Origin of the sequence: Halomonas sp. SpR8 (assembly GCF_031010195.1) — a bacterium.
GTDB lineage: Bacteria > Pseudomonadota > Gammaproteobacteria > Pseudomonadales > Halomonadaceae > Vreelandella.
The window spans coordinates 213,816-230,680 of record NZ_JAUAMC010000005.1 but is presented as its reverse complement, the minus strand read 5'-3'; the positions used below and the strand labels follow the sequence as shown (position 1 = coordinate 230,680).

Sequence of the window (16,865 nt, the reverse complement as noted above, 5' to 3'; positions counted from 1 at the left end):
GCTAGTCCGCATCGATCATATTCTTAAAAAGAATAAAAATGATTAAATATGTTGCCAGCAAGTCTAAGCAAAGGGTGGTATATCTGTTAAGCGAATTATATTGATAACGGTTATCTTAAAAATAGATATAGATCAAATAAAGGTCAGACTCTATGCATTACACTCTGCGGCAGTTGGAAGTCTTTGTGGCGGTTGCCCAGCATGAGAGCGTCTCCCATGCGGCGCGGGCGCTGGCAATGTCGCAATCGGCGACCAGCACGGCGCTTGCGGAGCTAGAGCGGCAGTTCGACTGCCAACTGCTGGATCGGATCGGCAAACGCTTGAAACTCAACGCGCTGGGCTTTCAGCTGTTGCCCAAAGCGGTAGCGCTGCTTGATCGGGGTGAAGAGATCGAAGAGCTTCTACGGGGGCAGAAGGGGGTTGGGTCGCTGGATGTGGGGGCCACGCTGACCATTGGTAACTACCTGGCCACGCTGCTTATCAGTGACTTTATGCAGCGTCACCCCGGCAGCCGGGTGCGTTTAGCGGTGCGCAATACGCGGCATATTATTGAAGGCGTGCGTCAGCACTCGCTGGATTTAGGGCTGATCGAAGGGCAGTGCGATGACGACATGATCATCAGCCAGCCTTGGGTCGAAGATGAGCTGTGCGTGTTTTGCTCGCCGCGCCACCCACTGGCAGGCCGTGAACATCTGGAGCTTGAACAGTTGCTGCGCGAGGACTGGATAATGCGCGAAGAGGGATCCGGTACGCGCATGACCCTGGAGCACGCCGCCCGCCACCGTCGCAGCCGATTTAATACCCTGCTGGAGCTAGAGCATACCGAAGGCATTAAGCGCGCCGTGGAGTCAGGCCTGGGGATTGGCTGCGTCTCGCGCTTGGCGCTACGCGATGCCTTCCGGCGCGGCAGCTTGGTACCGCTGCCCACACCTGAGTTGGATCTAAAGCGTCAATTCACGTTTATCTGGCACCGGCATAAATATCTCACCACCGGCGTGCGCGAATTCCTACGCCTATGCCGTGAGATGACTGCCGGCGCCAAACGCAGCGACGATATTCCGCTGCCACCGATTCCTTAACTGTTTTTCAAGTGCTGTTGTTCAAGAACTGTTGTTCAAGAACTGTTGTTCAAGAACTGCTGTTCAAGAACTGTTGCTCAAGAACTGTTGCTCAAGAACTGTTGCTCAAGAAAATTTCTGGATTCGGTAACAAACTGCCTGTCGTTAACGTAAATCGCTTACGGCAGTCTGAATATCTGCCAGCGAAGCTTTACTGAGGTCTTTTGAAAGGGAGTGAATGACTAACTTTTGTGTGGGGCCGTCGAGTTTATCGCGTAGCAGGCCCAAAAACTTGGGCGGTGCGACCATGATGAGCTTTTCCATGCTGTTACCGACTCGGGCGCTATATAGACGTTGAGCGACCTCTTTCGCGAACAGCTCATTTTCGTGTTTAGTGGCCGTTCCTTCTTCGCCTGCCGAGCGTGCTGTGCTGGACATCGACTCGTGCACATCGCCTCGGCCGTCGGTGACCAAGTCACCTTCATGGAGACGTCCTTCCGCGTGAACCAAGCTTTCCTGCTCCGCTAGCGTTAGAGCATCACGGGTAAAAATACGCGCGCGAGCGGCGTCGGCGACCACGATATAAGTTGTCATCGCTGTGCATACTCCATGTCGTTGATGGTCATCTAACCATGGCAAGCGTTTGGCATTAGGTCAAACGCTTACCTGGCTTAAGCAACCGGGTCTAAACAACTGGGCTTACAGCACCTTGCTGCGCAGCAGGCTGGTAATGGCTTCGCCAATCAGCACCAGCACGATAATGGCAATCAAAATGGTCGCCACGGTCGGCCACGCGAAGGTGTCAATCGCGCCTTGCAAGATGACCCCAATACCGCCCGCACCGACTAAGCCAAGCACCGTCGACTCGCGGATATTGATGTCCCAGCGGAGGATCACGATGGCAAAAAAGGCCGGCATCACTTGGGGCACAATGGCGTAGGCGACCACCTTGGCCTTGGAGGCACCGGTGGCTTCCATGGCTTCTACTGGGTTGCGGTCAATCTCCTCAATGGCCTCACCCATCAACTTGCCGATAAAGCCGATAGAGCGAAATACGATAGCGAGAATGCCAGCGAGAACCCCTGGGCCAAAAATCGCCACGAAAAGCAGCGCCCAGATAATCGTGTTCACCGAACGGCTAGAGACCAGAATAAAGCGTCCCAACCACAAGCACGCACGGTTTGGTGTGGTGTTCTGAGCGGCAATGTAGGCGACCGGTAGCGCCAAGAAAATCGTCAGGAAGGTGGCCAGAGTGGCGATATGCACGGTCTCAATCAGGGCGGCGATAATGCCGTTGAGCCCTGCCGCACTAGGCGGCCACATGCGGCCCCCAAGCCCTGAGATTTGATTGGGTGCATCCCACACCCAGGGCCAGAAGATATCAATATCGCGCACCGCCCAAAACACCACCATTAGGGTGGCGAAGAGCACGGCGTAGCGGATGAGCCGCTGTTTGCGGTCGTAGCGTTGCCAGACCCGATCGGCAAGCTGCTGTGCGTGATCTACCATATTTTTTTCCTTACCCAGCCGCTGACACCTTCGCTGAGCAAAATGACCGCGATGATAATAAGCAGAATCGCAAAGGCGAAATCGTAGTCGTAGCGGCCAAAGGCGTTCATCAGCGTGCCGCCAATGCCGCCCGCGCCGACAATCCCGACCACTGCGGAAGCGCGCAGGTTGCTGTCCAGTTGGTACATGGAAAGCCCCACTTGGCGCGGCAGGATCTGCGGAAACACTGCGTAGTAGAGAATAGCCACATAACCTGCGCCTGCGGCTTTCATGGCTTCTACTTGCCCCCAGTTGATCTCTTCAATCTCTTCGGCAAGCAGTTTGCCGACGAAGCCGATCGAGTAAAGCGTCAGGGTAAGAATGCCGGCTAGCGGGCCAAACCCCACGGCAGCCACAAACAGAATCGCCACGATCACCGGGTGGAAGCTACGCGATATAATAATTACCGCTCGGCCAATAATATAAATCGGCATCGGCGCAATATTACGCGCAGCCATCACGGCAAACGGAATCGACAGAAAGACGCCCAGTAGCGTTGCCAAAATGGCGATTTGAAAGCTCTCTTTAAACCCGGTTAGCAGTAGCTCATAGCGCTCAAGGTTAGGCGGGAAGCCGCCGCCAAAAATGCGCGCTGCGCGGGGCAAGCCTTCAGAGATACGTGCCCAGTTGAACGGCAATGAACCAAAGGCCCAGACGAGATAAACCACGGCAATCACGATTAACCCGTAGCGCACCAGGGGGTTGGCGATAAACGGTGGTTTTTTCCAGGTTCTTGGCACAGAGGAAAGGGCGTCAGGCGGAGTCATGGGAGCGCTCCTCCGCAGGCGTATCGGTAATGGCATCGTCCGGTGCATCAATGCCGCCGTAAATAGCGTCTAACGCGTCTTTATTAAAGTCGGCAGGCACACCATCAAAGATCATCTTGCCGTGGCGTAGGCCCACAATGCGCTCGGTATAGGTTTTGGCCTGAGCGACGTTGTGGATATTAATCAGCACCGGCAGTGAAAGCTCGCTGGCCAGGCTTTGCAGCAGAATCATGATCTGCTCAGACGTTCGCGGGTCAAGCGAGGCGGTGGGCTCATCGGCGAGCAGCACTTCCGGCTCCTGCATCAAGGCGCGCACCACGCCTACTCGCTGGCGCTCGCCACCGGAGAGCTCATCGGCACGCTTGTTGGCGTAATGAGCAATGCCGACACGCTCCATCAGCACGAACGCACGCTCTATATCGGCCTGAGGGTAGCGACGCGAAATCGCCTGATAGAGATTCACATAGCCTAAACGTCCAGCCAGTACGTTTTCCATCACCGTTAAGCGATCCAGCAGATTAAAGCCTTGGAATACCATGCCGATTTTGCGCCGCGCGCGGCGTAACTCTGCGCCTTTCAGGTTGACCAGCTCATTGCCATTGAGTTTGATAGAGCCGGACGTTGGCTCGACCAAGCGGTTAATACACCTCAGCATGGTGCTTTTGCCGGCGCCTGAAGCGCCTACGATAGACACAACGCTGTTTCCCTCTACCCTGAGATCAAGCCCTTTTAGCACGGCTTCATCGTGGCCATAGCGTTTGACCAGATTGGTAATTTCCAGCATGTGTTCGCTTCCATCGTCGAGAAAATAGCCGCACCGCCGGTAGCGGTGCTGCACTTATTACTTGAGCTCAGGTTTTACTCTTCCAGGTTTTCGGGCGTATAGCTCACGTTATTGGCCGCCTGGATGGTACGAATCACCTGCCAGTTGTCTTTGTAATTGATAGGAATGAATTTCTCGACGCCTGCAAACTCTTCACCTAGCTCAGTGCCAACAAAATCGAAGCTGAAGAAGGCTTCTTCGATTTTCTCGACTAAGTCGGGATGCAGGTTGTGCGCGTAGTTGTAAGAGGTGGTGGGGAAGCGGTCGGATTCGTAGATCAGGCGCACGTCTTCTTCATCGTAAAGACCGCGTGCAGCCATCCGCTCAACGACTTCAGAAGCTACCGGAGCGGCGTCATAGTCTTGAGCCACGACGCCGAGCATGGATTGGTCATGGCTACCTGAGTAGACCACTTCGTAATCTTCGTCGGGGGTGATGCCCAGTTCTGGTAGCAGTGCGCGAGGTGCTAAGTTGCCCGAGTTAGAGGTAGGGGAAGTGTGGGCAACGCGTTTGTCTTTGAGATCTTCGACCTCGTGAATATTAGAATCGACGTGGGTGAACAGCTGCAGAGTATAGCCAAACTGACCGTCGTCCGAACCCATCAAGGCAAACGGCACCGCCCCGGCGAGGTTCACTGCGAAAGGCGTGGGGCCAGTGGAGAACCCGGCGATATGCAGCCGCCCGCTGCGCATAGCTTCGACTTGGGCCGCGTTGGACTGCACCGCAAAGAAGCGAACATCGCGCTCGGTTACTGCGGACAAGTGATCGATAAAGGGTTGCCAGATATCTGAATAGATCGCCGGATCTTCAACCGGGGTATAAGCAAAGATAAGCGTATCGGGGTTGTCCCACTCGGATTCATCCGCGGGGCGGTCAGCGACCATGTCGCCATCTTCGTCACAGTAGATATCTGCCAGGTCGCCGCGCTCACATTCTGCGTAGGCGTGTGTCGATAGCAGAGCGAACGGTAACAGGGATGCAGCAGTAAGCATTGCAAGCGGGCGCTTGCGAAAGAGCGAAGTTGTCATGTTGAGCCTCATGTGTGCGTTATTTTTGTGGTGTTGCTATGAATAAAGCTTTGTTCTCTTTATCGCGCTTTGCCATTGCTGGAAAGGGGCAATGTTTCGGAAGTGGACATTCCGCGCGAAGAATGGTTATTTTCGAAAGCAGACACTTCAATCTAGGGTTTATGACGAACATATGTCAAATACTTTACAGGCACTCTCAGACCATTGGCGCAATCGCTATCTACTAATGCGCCACGGCCATAGTCAGGCCAATCAGCAAGGAGTGATCGTTAGTTCACCGGAGCGGGGGGTGGAAAACTTCGGCCTTTCGGAAGTGGGGGAGCAACAACTTGCTCGACTCGTTGCTGACTGGCAGTGGCCAGCACCCATCCACGTGGTGCATTCGGATTTTTTGCGAACTACTCAGACCGCTGCTCACGTGTCTGCCAGATTTAATTTGTTGCCGAGGGTGGATACGCGCCTGCGCGAGCGCTACTTTGGCGAGCTGGAGGGGCAGGGTGATGATCGCTATCCAATCATCTGGGCGTTAGACGCTGAAGATGCCGAACACACTCAGCATCAGGTCGAAGCAGTAAGCGCGGTGGCAAACCGCATGCGGGCGGTGATCGAAGAGTGGGAGCGAAAGGCCAGCGGTGAAACGATTGTGCTGGTTAGTCATGGTGATCCACTGCAAATCCTGCTGACAGCGCTGGCTAACAAGCCGCTCACCCAACACCGCGAACAGTCGGCGTTACTGCCGGCCAGTATTACCCAGGTGGGCGCTTAGTCCTTGCTAGGCGGTATCCAGGCAATCATATCGACTTCCACATCGGCACCGCCCGCTAGGCCAGTCACGCCAATGCAGGTGCGGGTAGGCAGTGGCTGAGGGAAGTAGCTGGCGTAGACCTTATTCACTTCGTCGAAGTGGCCCATATTGGTAATAAATACCCGCGACTGCACTACGTACTCAAAGGCACTGCCGACTTCTTCCAATACAATCGCCAGGTTCTGCATCACCCGGTGGGTCTGCTCGGTGAAGGTGCCCAGTAGCATTTCATTGGTCTCGGGCACTGTTGGCATTTGCCCGGTGATAAACACCAGGTCACCAACGCGGCAGGCGTGGGAAAAGGGCGCAATAGGCTGGGGTGCGCGGTCAATAAACAGTTTTTCAATCATGCTGTTATCCTTCTTTAACTGTTTTAATAACTGTCCTATCGAGCGTTCTTTAGCCAACCCAAGGACATTCCACGTGATACTAGGAATAGACTAGCTAGCGCGTACAGCAGACATTAGCCGATAGTGGCTCTAAACATGACAATGCCCGACTATTCCCAGCCGGGCATTTTTTATAGGTCAACGCTTTTCGCGCATCAGCTGTGGCTTTTGATCTTCTCGGGCAGCAGGCCTTTAGGGGCAAAGCGCAGCACCATGGTGATCAGCAGGCCGATGACCAGCACACGGGCCTGCAGGGCGCGGCTATCCATATTGCCCGGGACGTCCCAACCGAAAACGCCTTCGCCAAACGCCACGGCTAATTGCATCAAAAACAGCGCCAGCGGCTCAGACATAATCCAGATGATATACACCGCCACGGCGCCGAAAATGGTGCCCAGGTTGTTGCCCGGCCCGCCCAGAATGACCATCACCAGCACCAGAAAGGTATGGTTGAGGGGCAAGTAGCCTTGAGGATCGAAGAGGCTGTTGAAAGTACCCAGGATGCCGCCGCCCAAGCCCATCAAAATGCAGCCGAGCACGAAGATCTCCAGGCGCCGTTTGTTGATATCTTTACCCATTGCGGCAGCGGAGACTTCGTTATCGCGAATCGCCCGTATCATCCGTCCCCAGGGGGCGTTGTAGGCACGGTTGAGCAGAAAGAAGATCATCGCAATGATCACCGCGGTAAACGAGAGGTAGATGGCGCGGGAGAGGGTGAATCCCAGTTCGGCAGGCCCCGGTGTTGGCCAGGGTAATGGGGAAACCGTGGCGGTGCCGCGGGTAAGCCAGTCAGAATTTTTCAAGAACGCTTTGATGATTTCGGCAATGCCCAGGGTGGCAATGGCTAGGTAGTCGCTGCGTAAACCGAGGCAGATATGACCGATAAAGTAGCCCACGCCCCCCGCCAACGCGCCCCCGACAATCCAGCCCGTCCAGGGCGGTAAGCCTAGCCCACCGACAAAGCCCGCCTGGCTTTCAATCGCATCAGTGACCTCTCGTAACTGGCTAATCACCACCAGGTAAAGCACGACGCCCAGCACCACCGCGATAAACGTCCGCAGGGGCTTGGGCACGCCCAGGCGATCCAGCTTGCTGGCGCCCACGATCAGCAGGATGGCGGCGGCACCGTATAGCAGCACGCGGCCAAATTCGCCGGGTAGCGCAGTGCCCCAAAAGGCATCATTAACCGGCACGCTGAAAAACATGGCGCAGAAGCCGCCCAGAGCAACAAAGCCCATCACACCGGCGTTAAACTGCCCGGCGTAGCCCCACTGAATGGTTAATCCCAGCGCCAGAATGGCGTAACAAGCTGCTTCTACCAGCATGCGCGTGCTGTAGGCGGCGCCCATGATGGCATAGACCGCTAACACCGCGACCAGCAGTACCCCGAACAGGATCAGTTCGCGCAGTGGAAAGCGGCGTTGTTGGGTGGCATCTTGGGGCGTGTAGGCAGGGTTGCGGGTATTTTCTGAGTTACTCATTAGATCACCTTGCCCTTGAATAGTCCGGTGGGGCGCCACACCAGAATGGCCACCAGAATGAAAAACGGCACCACAATTTTGTACTCGGTGCCCACAAAGGCCAGATTTGAGGGTAGCTCTAACCAGGTAGGCAGGCTGTCGCGGAAGGGGCGCAGTAGCACGTTCCAGTTAAACACCGCCAGTGTCTCGGCAAAGCCAACCACAAAACCACCGACAATGGCCCCGTAAGGGTGGCCAACGCCGCCGACAATGGCGGCAGCGAAGATAGGCAGTAGCAGGAAGAAGCTTAAGTCGGGCTTGAAAGTGACATCCAGGGAGAGCAGTGTGCCAGCAATGGCGGCCAACGCCCCGGCAATTATCCAGGTGACCGCCACAATGGTATTGGTATTGATCCCCGAAGCCTGGGCAAGCTCAGGATTATCCGACATGGCGCGCATCGCCTTGCCTAACCGTGAACGGTTAAGGAAAAGGTGCAGCGCCACCACGGCGACGAGGGTAATCACAAACAGGTAGATCTGCGGTTCGGTCACCACGATAGGTGCCCGTACGCCCTCAAGGGGCAGCGCCAGGCGAAAAATCTCTTTGCGGTCATCCACGTAGAGGCTCTGCCCGCCGGTGCCGGAAAACAGCCGGATCAGCCCCTGCAGGATCAAGGTGACACCCAGCGAACCAATCACCAACACGATGGGTTTTACCCCATGAGCGCGTAGCGGCTTATAGAAGGTTTTGTCGATACCCACCGCCAAGGCGGCGGTGAGCAGCATCGCCAGCGGCAGCATTAACACCGCCGTTGGCACGCCAATGCTGGCGCCCGCTGCTGGGAACAGCGTGGTCAGCAGCAGCACCATAAAGGCACCGAAGGTCATCATGTCAGCGTGGGCGAAGTGGGCAAAGCGCATTATGCTGAAAATCAGCGTCACCCCGATTGCCCCGATGGCATAAATGGAGCCACTCACGCTGCCCGAAATCACCACATTATTGATGAAAAAAACCAGTTCGTTCACGTCTATCTCCCTGGGGCTAGCCGCCCAAAAAGCTTTTGGCGACATCGGGGTCGGCAAGTAATGCCGCCCCGGTGTCGGTAAAGCGGTTTTGGCCAGCGGCCAGTACAAAGCCTTTATCGGCGATCGCTAGCGCCTGCTTGGCGTTCTGTTCCACCATCAAAATACCCACGCCAGCGGCGTTGATCTGTTTGACGCGGTCAAAGATTTCATTCATGTACAGCGGAGAAAGCCCCGCAGTGGGCTCATCAAGCAGTAGCAGGCTTGGCTCGGCCATCAAGGCGCGCCCCATGGCGACCATCTGGCGCTGTCCACCGGAAAGCTCACCCGCTGGCTGGCGGCGCTTCTCATACAGCGGTGGAAAAAACTCATATACCTGAGTGAGCATGCGCTTAACGTTCTGCGGCTTTAAAAACGCGCCCATCTCCAGGTTCTCTTGCACTGAAAGGCTGGGAAAAACGTTCTTTTCCTGGGGGACAAAGCCCATGCCGCGCTGCACCAGCTGGTTAGGCGGCAAGTTTTGGATCGGCTGGCCGTTAAGCAGTATGTCGCCCTGATTGACGTGCAGCAGGCCGAAGATTGCTTTCAACATGGTGGATTTGCCCGCCCCGTTAGGGCCGACGATAACCCCGACCTCGTCGGCTTCCAGCGTCATGTTTACCCCGTTAAGGATATTCATGCCGCCATAGCCGCCGTGCACATCCCGTGCCTCGATTAATGGCCTGGTGGTTGATGACATAAGCAAAGAGTCTCAGCAAGGTCGCTTTACAGCGATATCATTATAGTAATTGGCTAATGGGAGAAAATGTCGCGCTTAAGCAGCATCGTTACCAAAGTAGGCCTCAATGACCTCAGGATTGTTCTGAATCTCGTCAATATGGCCCTCGACCATGACGCTGCCTTGGGCCAGTACGATCACCGGGTCGCACAGACGGGCAATCATCTCCATATCGTGCTCAATGACCAGGAAGGTGTAGCCCATCTCGCGGTTGAGGCGCTCAATATTGCCGATCAAGTCGCCCAGTAGAGTGCGGTTAACCCCGGCGGCGATCTCATCAAGAAGCACTACCTTGGCGTCGGTCATCATGGTGCGGCCAAGTTCCAGTAGTTTCTTTTGCCCCCCAGACAAATTGCCTGCCAGCTCGTTGCGCACATGGTGCAGGCCGACAAAGTCGATCACCTCCAGGGCGCGGCGGCGTACCTCGGCCTCTTCCCGGTGCACCTTGCCGGGCTTTAACCAGGCGCTGAAAAGGTCTTCACCGGCTTGCTTGGGCGGCACCATCATCAGATTTTCCAACGCGCTCATCTGGCTGAACTCGTGGGCGATCTGAAAGGTGCGCAGTAACCCGCGATGAAAGCGCTGGTCGGCGCTGAGCGAGGTGATGTCTTCACCGTCGAGTAGCACGCGACCGCTATCCGGGGCTAAAGCACCGGCAATCAGATTAAATAGAGTGGACTTACCCGCGCCGTTAGGGCCAATCATGCCGGTAATGGAGCCCTTCTCCACCTGTATGGAGCAGTCGTTAATCACCTTTAGGCCGCCGAACGCTTTGTTGATTCGCTGTACATCAATAAGAGGGGTCATGGTGTCTCCACGCGATACAGGCGGCTAAAAGCCGCCTGCGCACTATTTATTAAGTTGTTTGTCGCGGTTTTTTTAGCCACCGTTGGCTGGCGGCAAAGGCACCGATAATGAGCAGTGCGCCGAGGGTGGGAATAAGGTAGCCCTCTACCAGCGGAATGGTGCGTAAAAATACAAAGGCCACGGCGGCGGGGGCCACAAAGCGTACTAGAAAACGCCAGAATTTAAACCAGGTGATGTTAGTGCCTAGCTCTTTCATCGCTTCGTTCTGGGTCAATGCCCAGCCTGCGAATAGGGCGATCAGTAGGCCGCCCACCGGCATAAAGATATTGGTCAGGAGCTCGATAAAGTCAAAGGCGCTGCGTCCAAATAGGGTGTGGAAAATCGTTCCCTCCGCCCAGATGTTAAAGCTAACCACGGTGAGTAAGCCCATCGCCCAGGCAGCGACGACCATCAACATGACCGCCTGTGGCCGGGTCATATCAAAGCGTTCCACTAGGTAAGCAGCAACGGGCTCGATTAGCGAAATGGAGGAACTGATTGCGGCGCCGAGCACCAGGATAAAGAACACGCCGCCGACCAAAGCGCCAAACGGCATCTCGGCAAATGCCAGCGGCAGGGTGACAAACATCAACCCAGGCCCTTGCCCGGTTTCCAACCCCGCTCCAAACACCAGTGCAAAAATGGCCAGCCCCGCCACCATGGCAACGGCGGTATCGACAATGGCCACAGCAAAGGCCGTGCGGGTCAGCGACACATCGCTGGGCATATAGGCGCCGTAAGCCATGATGGCCCCCATGCCCAGACTAAGGGTAAAGAATGACTGGCCCATGGCCTGCAGCCAGCCTTCGAGGCTGAGGTCGGCGATATTAAAGGTAAACAGGAAGCTGGCGGCGGCGCCTATATCGCCATTCATCACGCCGTAGGCCAGCACCACCAGCAGGATCACAAACAGCGCGGGCATCATAATGCGCAGGCCCGACTCGATGCCTTTGTGAATACCCATGCCGACTATTAGCGCGGACGCGGCAATGAAAAGGGTGTGATAGAGCGTCATCAGAGCGGGGGATGCCAGCAGAGCGTCAAAGCCGGTGCTAATGGTCTGTGCATCGGCGCCCACCAGCGAGCCGGTCAGCATTAGCCAGGTGTAGTGAATCGCCCAGCCGGCGATCACCGAGTAGAAGCTTAAAATCAAAAACGCCGAGGCGGCGCCCAGCCAGCCGATGGTTTCCCAAGCCCGTGAGGTGCCATGGGTTTTGGTCAGGTGGCGCATACCCATAATCGGGCTCTGGCGACTGGTGCGCCCCAGCATGATCTCGGCAATCAGGATCGGGATGCCGACGGCAAAGATCGTCAGTGCGTAGACCAGTATAAAGGCACCGCCGCCGTTTTCACCGGTGAGGTAGGGGAAGCGCCAAAGGTTACCCAGACCAACGGCTGAGCCAACCGCAGCGAGAAGAAAAGTGCCTTTATGCGTCCATACGTTATGACCGCTCATGGGTAAGAGTGCCCGTATTGGGGTGTCAGAATGGGGGTGGTATCCAAACACCTGTATGAATATAGCGATGTCAGCGTGCTCTGGACGCGCTGAAGTTAGCGTTACTGTGCGATAGAACGCGACTCCTTTCCAGCGTATTAGCGTTTAGGCTGCGTTTAGGGAGCTATCTTGGCAAAGATCATGGCAGAGGGATGAACGCAGAAGGCTGCTGTTAGCGCAGAAGCGGGAGGGCATAAAAAAACCCGCTTGCGCGGGTTTTCAGACAGCTAACTGCTTGGAGCGGTTTACTTCTTGCTGAAACGCTTACGCTCGGTCTCTTTCAGCAGCTTTTTGCGCAGACGGATATGCGCTGGCGTCACTTCGACGAGCTCGTCAGAGTCGAGGAACTCGATGGCCTGCTCCAGAGAGAACTTAATCGGCGGGGTTAAGACGATGTTCTCATCGTTACCGGTGGAGCGCATGTTGTCGAGCTTCTTGCCTTTAGTGGGGTTAACCACCATGTCATTGGCGCGGTTGTTGATACCGATCAGCATGCCTTCGTAAACTTCCGTGGCGTGATCGATAATCAGCTTGCCGCGCTCTTGCAGCGCATACAGCGCATAGGCAAGGGCTTTACCGTCAACCATTGAAACCAGTACGCCGTTGCGACGCTCAATGGAGGCGTCAGGCTTCAGCGGGCCGTAGTGATCAAAACGGCTTGTCAGGATGCCGGTGCCAGAAGTCAGGGTCAAAAACTGACCACGGAAACCGATCAAGCCACGGGCAGGAATGATGAAGTCCAGGCGAACCCGGCCTTTACCGTCCGGCAGCATGTTAGTCATCTCGCCTTTACGGTAGCCCAGCTCTTCCATGATCGAGCCCTGGTGCTGCTCTTCACAGTCGATGATGACTTCTTCGTAGGGCTCCTGCTTCTCACCGTCGATCTCTTTGATGATAACTTCCGGACGACCTACGGCTAGCTCAAAGCCTTCACGACGCATGGTCTCGATCAGCACCGAGAGGTGCAGTTCGCCACGGCCAGACACCTTGAACTTCTCGGGGGTTTCACCCTGTTCAACGCGCAGTGCCACGTTGTGAATCAGCTCTTGATCAAGGCGGTCCTTGATATTACGGCTGGTCACAAACTTGCCATCTTTACCGGCGAACGGCGAATCGTTGACCTGGAAGGTCATTGAAACAGTCGGTTCGTCAACGGACAGAGGCGGCAATGCTTCGACCTTGACCGGGTCGCATAACGTATCGGAAATCGCCAGATCGTCGATGCCGGTGACACAGACGATATCGCCCGCGGTGGCTTCGGTGGTCTGCACGCGCTCAAGACCCATATGGGTCATGACCTGGCCGATTTTGCCCTTACGCACATTGCCGTCAACGCCGATGATCGATACTTGCTGGTTCGGTTTCACCGCGCCGCGCTTGATGCGACCCAGGCCGATAACCCCGACGTAGCTGTTGTAGTCCAGTGCGGAGATCTGCATCTGGAAGGGGCCGTTGAGCTCAACCTGGGGCGGGTCAACGATATCGACGATGGCCTGGAACATGGGATCCATGTTATCTGCCAGCTCTTCTGGATCCATACCGGCAATGCCGTTTAGGGCAGAGCAGTAGATGATCGGGAAATCGAGCTGTTCATCAGACGCGCCCAGGTTGTCGAACAGATCAAAAATCTGGTCGATAACCCAGTCAGGGCGTGCGCCGGGACGGTCAATTTTGTTGACGACCACAATCGGCTTTAGACCCTGGGCGAAGGCTTTTTGAGTCACGAAGCGAGTTTGCGGCATCGGGCCATCAACGGCATCTACTAACAGTAGTACCGAGTCGACCATCGACATGACGCGCTCAACTTCACCGCCGAAATCGGCGTGCCCAGGCGTATCCACGATGTTGATGTGGTAGCCGTTACCTTGGCTGTCTTGCCATTGAATGGCCGTATTCTTGGCCAAAATGGTAATGCCACGCTCTTTCTCCTGGTCGTTTGAGTCCATGATGCGCTCTTGACCTTCTGCTTTACGGTCAAGGGTGCCGGACTGGCTCAGGAGTTTGTCGACCAGTGTGGTTTTACCATGGTCAACGTGGGCAATGATCGCTACGTTGCGCAGGTTATTAACCGCGCTGGAGTTTTGCTGGTTTTGCATGCTGAGAGAGAACTCTTGTGAACACCCGTTTGTCCACGGGTCGGAAAATGCGGGTCGCAAGGGCTGGCAATTGCCGACCATCTTGGCTCAGGGCTTGCGTCCAACGGCTATTCTAGCATGTCAAAGGCGTCGCTGATATTACTGGCGCGTATATCGACCTTAGTCGCCCCCAGGAAAGTTTTCCGAGCGCTCCCCCATCCGCTAGAATAGCCCTTTTCCCATTGGGGCAGGAGCATGACCATCGGCAACCTGATGCGTTTGTTAAGCGATGGCGAGGTTCACTCTGGCGAGCAGCTAGGTGAAACGCTGGGTATTTCTCGTGCTGCGGTGTGGAAGCAGTTAAAAAAACTAGAAGCGCTCGGGGTCGAGCTGGTCGCCGTAAAAGGGCGTGGCTACCGATTGGCGCGGCGGCTGGAGCCGCTGGAAGGGGCCAAGATCGTCGAGCGGTTGCCCGCCTCGGCGCGTCATCACCTTGCCCGGCTATTCGTTGAAGATCAGTTACCCTCCAGTAACGAATATCTGCGTCAACGCTTTGAGCAGGGTGCGGGGCATGGCGAAGTGTGCCTGGTTGAGCTGCAGACGGCGGGGCGTGGACGGCGTGGTCGTGTCTGGTCGACACCCTGGGGGCAAAGCCTCATGCTCTCGGTGGGCTGGCGCTTTGAGTCGGGTATCGCGGTGTTGGAAGGCTTGAGTTTGGCGGCGGGCGTTGTCGTTGCCCAGGTGCTCGAAAAGCATGGTGTGATGCCTAAGCTTAAGTGGCCTAACGATATCCTGCTCTCTGAGCAGGGGGATCGGCCGGGTGATGAGCTAGGCAAGCTGGCCGGCATTCTTATTGAAGTCACCGGGGACGCGGCAGGCCCCTGTGAGGTAGTCATCGGCATTGGCATGAATCTCTGGCTGCCCGAGGCGCAGCGAGCCGCCATCGACCAGCCTGTGGCAGCGCTTTTCGAGCGGCTGCCCAATGTCTCACGCAACCAGTTAGCCTCGGAGGAGGTGGCAGGGCTATTGGCTATGCTGGCTAATTTTGAGCAGGATGGCTTTAGCGCTTGGCGTGATGCTTGGAATCAACGTCACGCCTATGCTGGGCTGCCTATTCGGGTGATCCAGGGGCAGCAGACCAGCGATGCCGTCGCGGGGGATGTGGATGAGAGTGGCAACCTGTGGGTTGCCGAAAATGGTCACTCGCGACGCCTAGCTGGCGGTGAGATTAGCGTACGCAGGCGTTTATGATTCTGGATCTTGATATCGGCAACACCCTGTCTAAGTGGCGGCTCAAGGACGCCGAAAGTAGCGAGATACGTTCCCGTGGAGCGGTGTGGACCCGGGAGGAGTGGCGTCCCGGGGCCGATATTCCCGATCTTGATGTGGTTGAGGCGGTGCGTATATCCAGCGTCGCCAGGGCGGCCGTACTGGAAGAGACGGTCGCCTTGTTGCGTCGTCGGGTGCGTCATGTGTACGTGGCGCGCTCTACCCAGGAGGCCCTAGGCGTCGTTAACGGCTACGAAGAGCCGGGGCGTTTAGGTGTTGATCGCTGGATGGGGGCGCTGGCGGGCTATCAATTGGCGGGCGGTTGCTGCGCGGTGGATTGCGGCAGCGCGATTACCATCGACTTTGTGTTGCCGGGGGGTAGCCACCTGGGTGGCTTTATTGTTCCCGGCCTGCGCTTGATGAAAGAGAGCTTGAAGCTCGGCACCCGCAATGTGGCCATCGATCCTGAAAGTGAAGCCGATGAGCTTTTGGAGCCTGGTCGGCGTACCGTTGATGCTGTCAATCACGGTATCTACATGGCGGCCGTCAGTGCCATTAATCGCATCTATAGTGAAGTATGTGACCAAGAGGGCGTGGCGCTGCCGATGCTGTTAACCGGGGGCGATGCGCGGGTTGTCTCGAGGGGGGTGCAGGTTCCCCATGCGGTATGGCCCGATATGGTTTACGGTGGCTTGGAGGCGTGCTTTCCGATGACCCTCGCCGAGCGAGCGGGCAAAATGTCGGGCGCGCCGCGGGTGCCTGAGCCTGTGGCGCTAGAAAAGATTCGTGCAGGACTTGCTTTCTCTATGCTGCTTTGACAGAATGCAGCGCGTTCCAAGGCAGTCATTTGATGCGCTAGCATCGCAAGCTACGATAAATTAAGTAAATATCTCGCTTGACACTGTTTTGAAGGCTGGCATAATGTGCCGCCACAGTTGGAGAGGTTCCCGAGTGGCCAAAGGGAGCAGACTGTAAATCTGCCGCGAAAGCTTCGAAGGTTCGAATCCTTCCCTCTCCACCAAATTAAGTAGCATCGATTGAGTCGGTGCTGCTGAATGAAAAGCCGGTAGCGGGCATGGTCTACACTTTATAGCTTTTCTACTTATCGTTTCTTGTGAGTTGAAGTTATAAGGCGGCGCGCAGCGGATCGTCATTCTAAGACAGGTTCTGCGGGCGTAGTTCAATGGTAGAACCTCAGCCTTCCAAGCTGATGGTGCGGGTTCGATTCCCGCCGCCCGCTCCAGTTGATGTGTTTAGCTCATGTAGCTCAGGGGTAGAGCACACCCTTGGTAAGGGTGAGGTCGACGGTTCAATTCCGTCCATGAGCTCCATATTGCAGATCAAGCGAGCAAAGCTCGCTTTTTTTGTCTCTGCGTTTAGGTGAGGATTGCAATGCCTAGGCGTAAAGAAGGGGTTGCCAGGGGTGGGTTTCTTCGCTACCATGGCGCCCGCTGTTGTATAGGCGATTGAAAACGCTTGTCGACAGAAGTAAAAGCAAAAGT

Annotated in this window: 16 protein-coding genes and 3 tRNA genes; 7 read left to right on the top strand and 12 right to left on the bottom strand. The window is 56.0% G+C overall.

Translation table 11 applies throughout. The features are described from left to right. Positions 1-152: 152 nt before the first annotated feature. Entirely contained in the window at positions 153-1,079 is a 927-nt protein-coding gene (locus QT230_RS12200; RefSeq protein WP_308322089.1) for a LysR family transcriptional regulator, read from the top strand. A 144-nt stretch (positions 1,080-1,223) separates the two neighbouring features. Here the strand turns inward: QT230_RS12200 and QT230_RS12195 are convergent, their stop codons facing one another. The 5 genes from QT230_RS12195 to phnD form a co-directional block, all read right to left on the bottom strand. Beyond that, on the bottom strand, positions 1,224-1,652 hold the full coding sequence (locus QT230_RS12195) for a host attachment protein (protein ID WP_308322088.1): 429 nt from the start codon (positions 1,650-1,652) through the stop codon (positions 1,224-1,226). Positions 1,653-1,757: 105 nt separating this feature from the next. Further along, on the bottom strand, positions 1,758-2,567 hold the full coding sequence (gene phnE, locus QT230_RS12190; protein WP_308322087.1) for a phosphonate ABC transporter, permease protein PhnE: 810 nt from the start codon (positions 2,565-2,567) through the stop codon (positions 1,758-1,760). Then, positions 2,561-3,373, bottom strand: coding sequence for a phosphonate ABC transporter, permease protein PhnE (gene phnE, locus QT230_RS12185; RefSeq protein WP_308322086.1), 813 nt, complete (start codon positions 3,371-3,373; stop codon positions 2,561-2,563). The genes phnE (QT230_RS12190) and phnE (QT230_RS12185) overlap by 7 nt, the downstream gene beginning before the upstream one ends. Further along, a complete protein-coding gene (phnC, locus tag QT230_RS12180; protein ID WP_308322085.1) occupies positions 3,360-4,157 on the bottom strand; it encodes a phosphonate ABC transporter ATP-binding protein in 798 nt (265 codons plus the stop codon). The genes phnE (QT230_RS12185) and phnC overlap by 14 nt, the downstream gene beginning before the upstream one ends. Before the next feature lie 74 nt (positions 4,158-4,231). After that, positions 4,232-5,224, bottom strand: coding sequence for a phosphate/phosphite/phosphonate ABC transporter substrate-binding protein (phnD, locus tag QT230_RS12175; protein WP_308322084.1), 993 nt, complete (start codon positions 5,222-5,224; stop codon positions 4,232-4,234). A gap of 172 nt (positions 5,225-5,396) precedes the next feature. Between phnD and QT230_RS12170 the strand changes: the two genes are divergently transcribed. Next, positions 5,397-5,990, top strand: coding sequence for a histidine phosphatase family protein (locus tag QT230_RS12170; RefSeq protein WP_308322083.1), 594 nt, complete (start codon positions 5,397-5,399; stop codon positions 5,988-5,990). Here QT230_RS12170 and QT230_RS12165 read toward each other — a convergent pair. The 7 genes from QT230_RS12165 to typA all read right to left on the bottom strand — a co-directional run bounded on the left by QT230_RS12165 (position 5,987) and on the right by typA (position 14,115). Further along, entirely contained in the window at positions 5,987-6,379 is a 393-nt protein-coding gene (locus tag QT230_RS12165) for a Rid family detoxifying hydrolase (protein WP_308322082.1), read from the bottom strand. The two genes, QT230_RS12170 and QT230_RS12165, sit on opposite strands and share 4 nt — an antisense overlap. 194 nt (positions 6,380-6,573) lie before the next feature. After that, entirely contained in the window at positions 6,574-7,899 is a 1,326-nt protein-coding gene (locus QT230_RS12160) for a branched-chain amino acid ABC transporter permease (protein ID WP_308322081.1), read from the bottom strand. Then, complete coding sequence (locus QT230_RS12155) at positions 7,899-8,903, bottom strand: branched-chain amino acid ABC transporter permease (protein ID WP_308322080.1); 1,005 nt, start codon at positions 8,901-8,903, stop codon at positions 7,899-7,901. Before QT230_RS12155 ends, QT230_RS12160 begins: the two co-directional genes overlap by 1 nt. Positions 8,904-8,919: 16 nt before the next feature. Beyond that, positions 8,920-9,639 (bottom strand): ABC transporter ATP-binding protein, encoded by a 720-nt coding sequence (locus tag QT230_RS12150; RefSeq protein ID WP_308322079.1) that lies wholly within the window; start codon positions 9,637-9,639, stop codon positions 8,920-8,922. A gap of 75 nt (positions 9,640-9,714) precedes the next feature. Next, positions 9,715-10,485, bottom strand: coding sequence for an ABC transporter ATP-binding protein (locus tag QT230_RS12145; RefSeq protein WP_308322078.1), 771 nt, complete (start codon positions 10,483-10,485; stop codon positions 9,715-9,717). Positions 10,486-10,534: 49 nt separating this feature from the next. Further along, positions 10,535-11,980 (bottom strand): sodium-dependent transporter, encoded by a 1,446-nt coding sequence (locus tag QT230_RS12140; RefSeq protein ID WP_308322077.1) that lies wholly within the window; start codon positions 11,978-11,980, stop codon positions 10,535-10,537. A 284-nt stretch (positions 11,981-12,264) separates the two neighbouring features. Continuing rightward, on the bottom strand, positions 12,265-14,115 hold the full coding sequence (gene typA, locus QT230_RS12135) for a translational GTPase TypA (protein WP_308322076.1): 1,851 nt from the start codon (positions 14,113-14,115) through the stop codon (positions 12,265-12,267). Positions 14,116-14,349: 234 nt separating this feature from the next. Between typA and QT230_RS12130 the strand changes: the two genes are divergently transcribed. The 5 genes from QT230_RS12130 to QT230_RS12110 all read left to right on the top strand — a co-directional run bounded on the left by QT230_RS12130 (position 14,350) and on the right by QT230_RS12110 (position 16,694). After that, positions 14,350-15,345 carry a biotin--[acetyl-CoA-carboxylase] ligase gene (locus QT230_RS12130; protein WP_308322075.1) on the top strand — a complete coding sequence of 332 codons (996 nt, stop codon included), beginning with the start codon at positions 14,350-14,352 and terminating at the stop codon, positions 15,343-15,345. Further along, on the top strand, positions 15,342-16,181 hold the full coding sequence (locus QT230_RS12125) for a type III pantothenate kinase (protein WP_308322074.1): 840 nt from the start codon (positions 15,342-15,344) through the stop codon (positions 16,179-16,181). Before QT230_RS12130 ends, QT230_RS12125 begins: the two co-directional genes overlap by 4 nt. Before the next feature lie 119 nt (positions 16,182-16,300). Continuing rightward, positions 16,301-16,384, top strand: a tRNA-Tyr gene (locus tag QT230_RS12120). Between the two features lie 148 nt (positions 16,385-16,532). Continuing rightward, positions 16,533-16,606 (top strand) — tRNA-Gly (locus QT230_RS12115). Positions 16,607-16,619: 13 nt separating this feature from the next. Next, positions 16,620-16,694: transfer RNA gene (locus QT230_RS12110), tRNA-Thr, on the top strand. Positions 16,695-16,865: the final 171 nt, after the last annotated feature.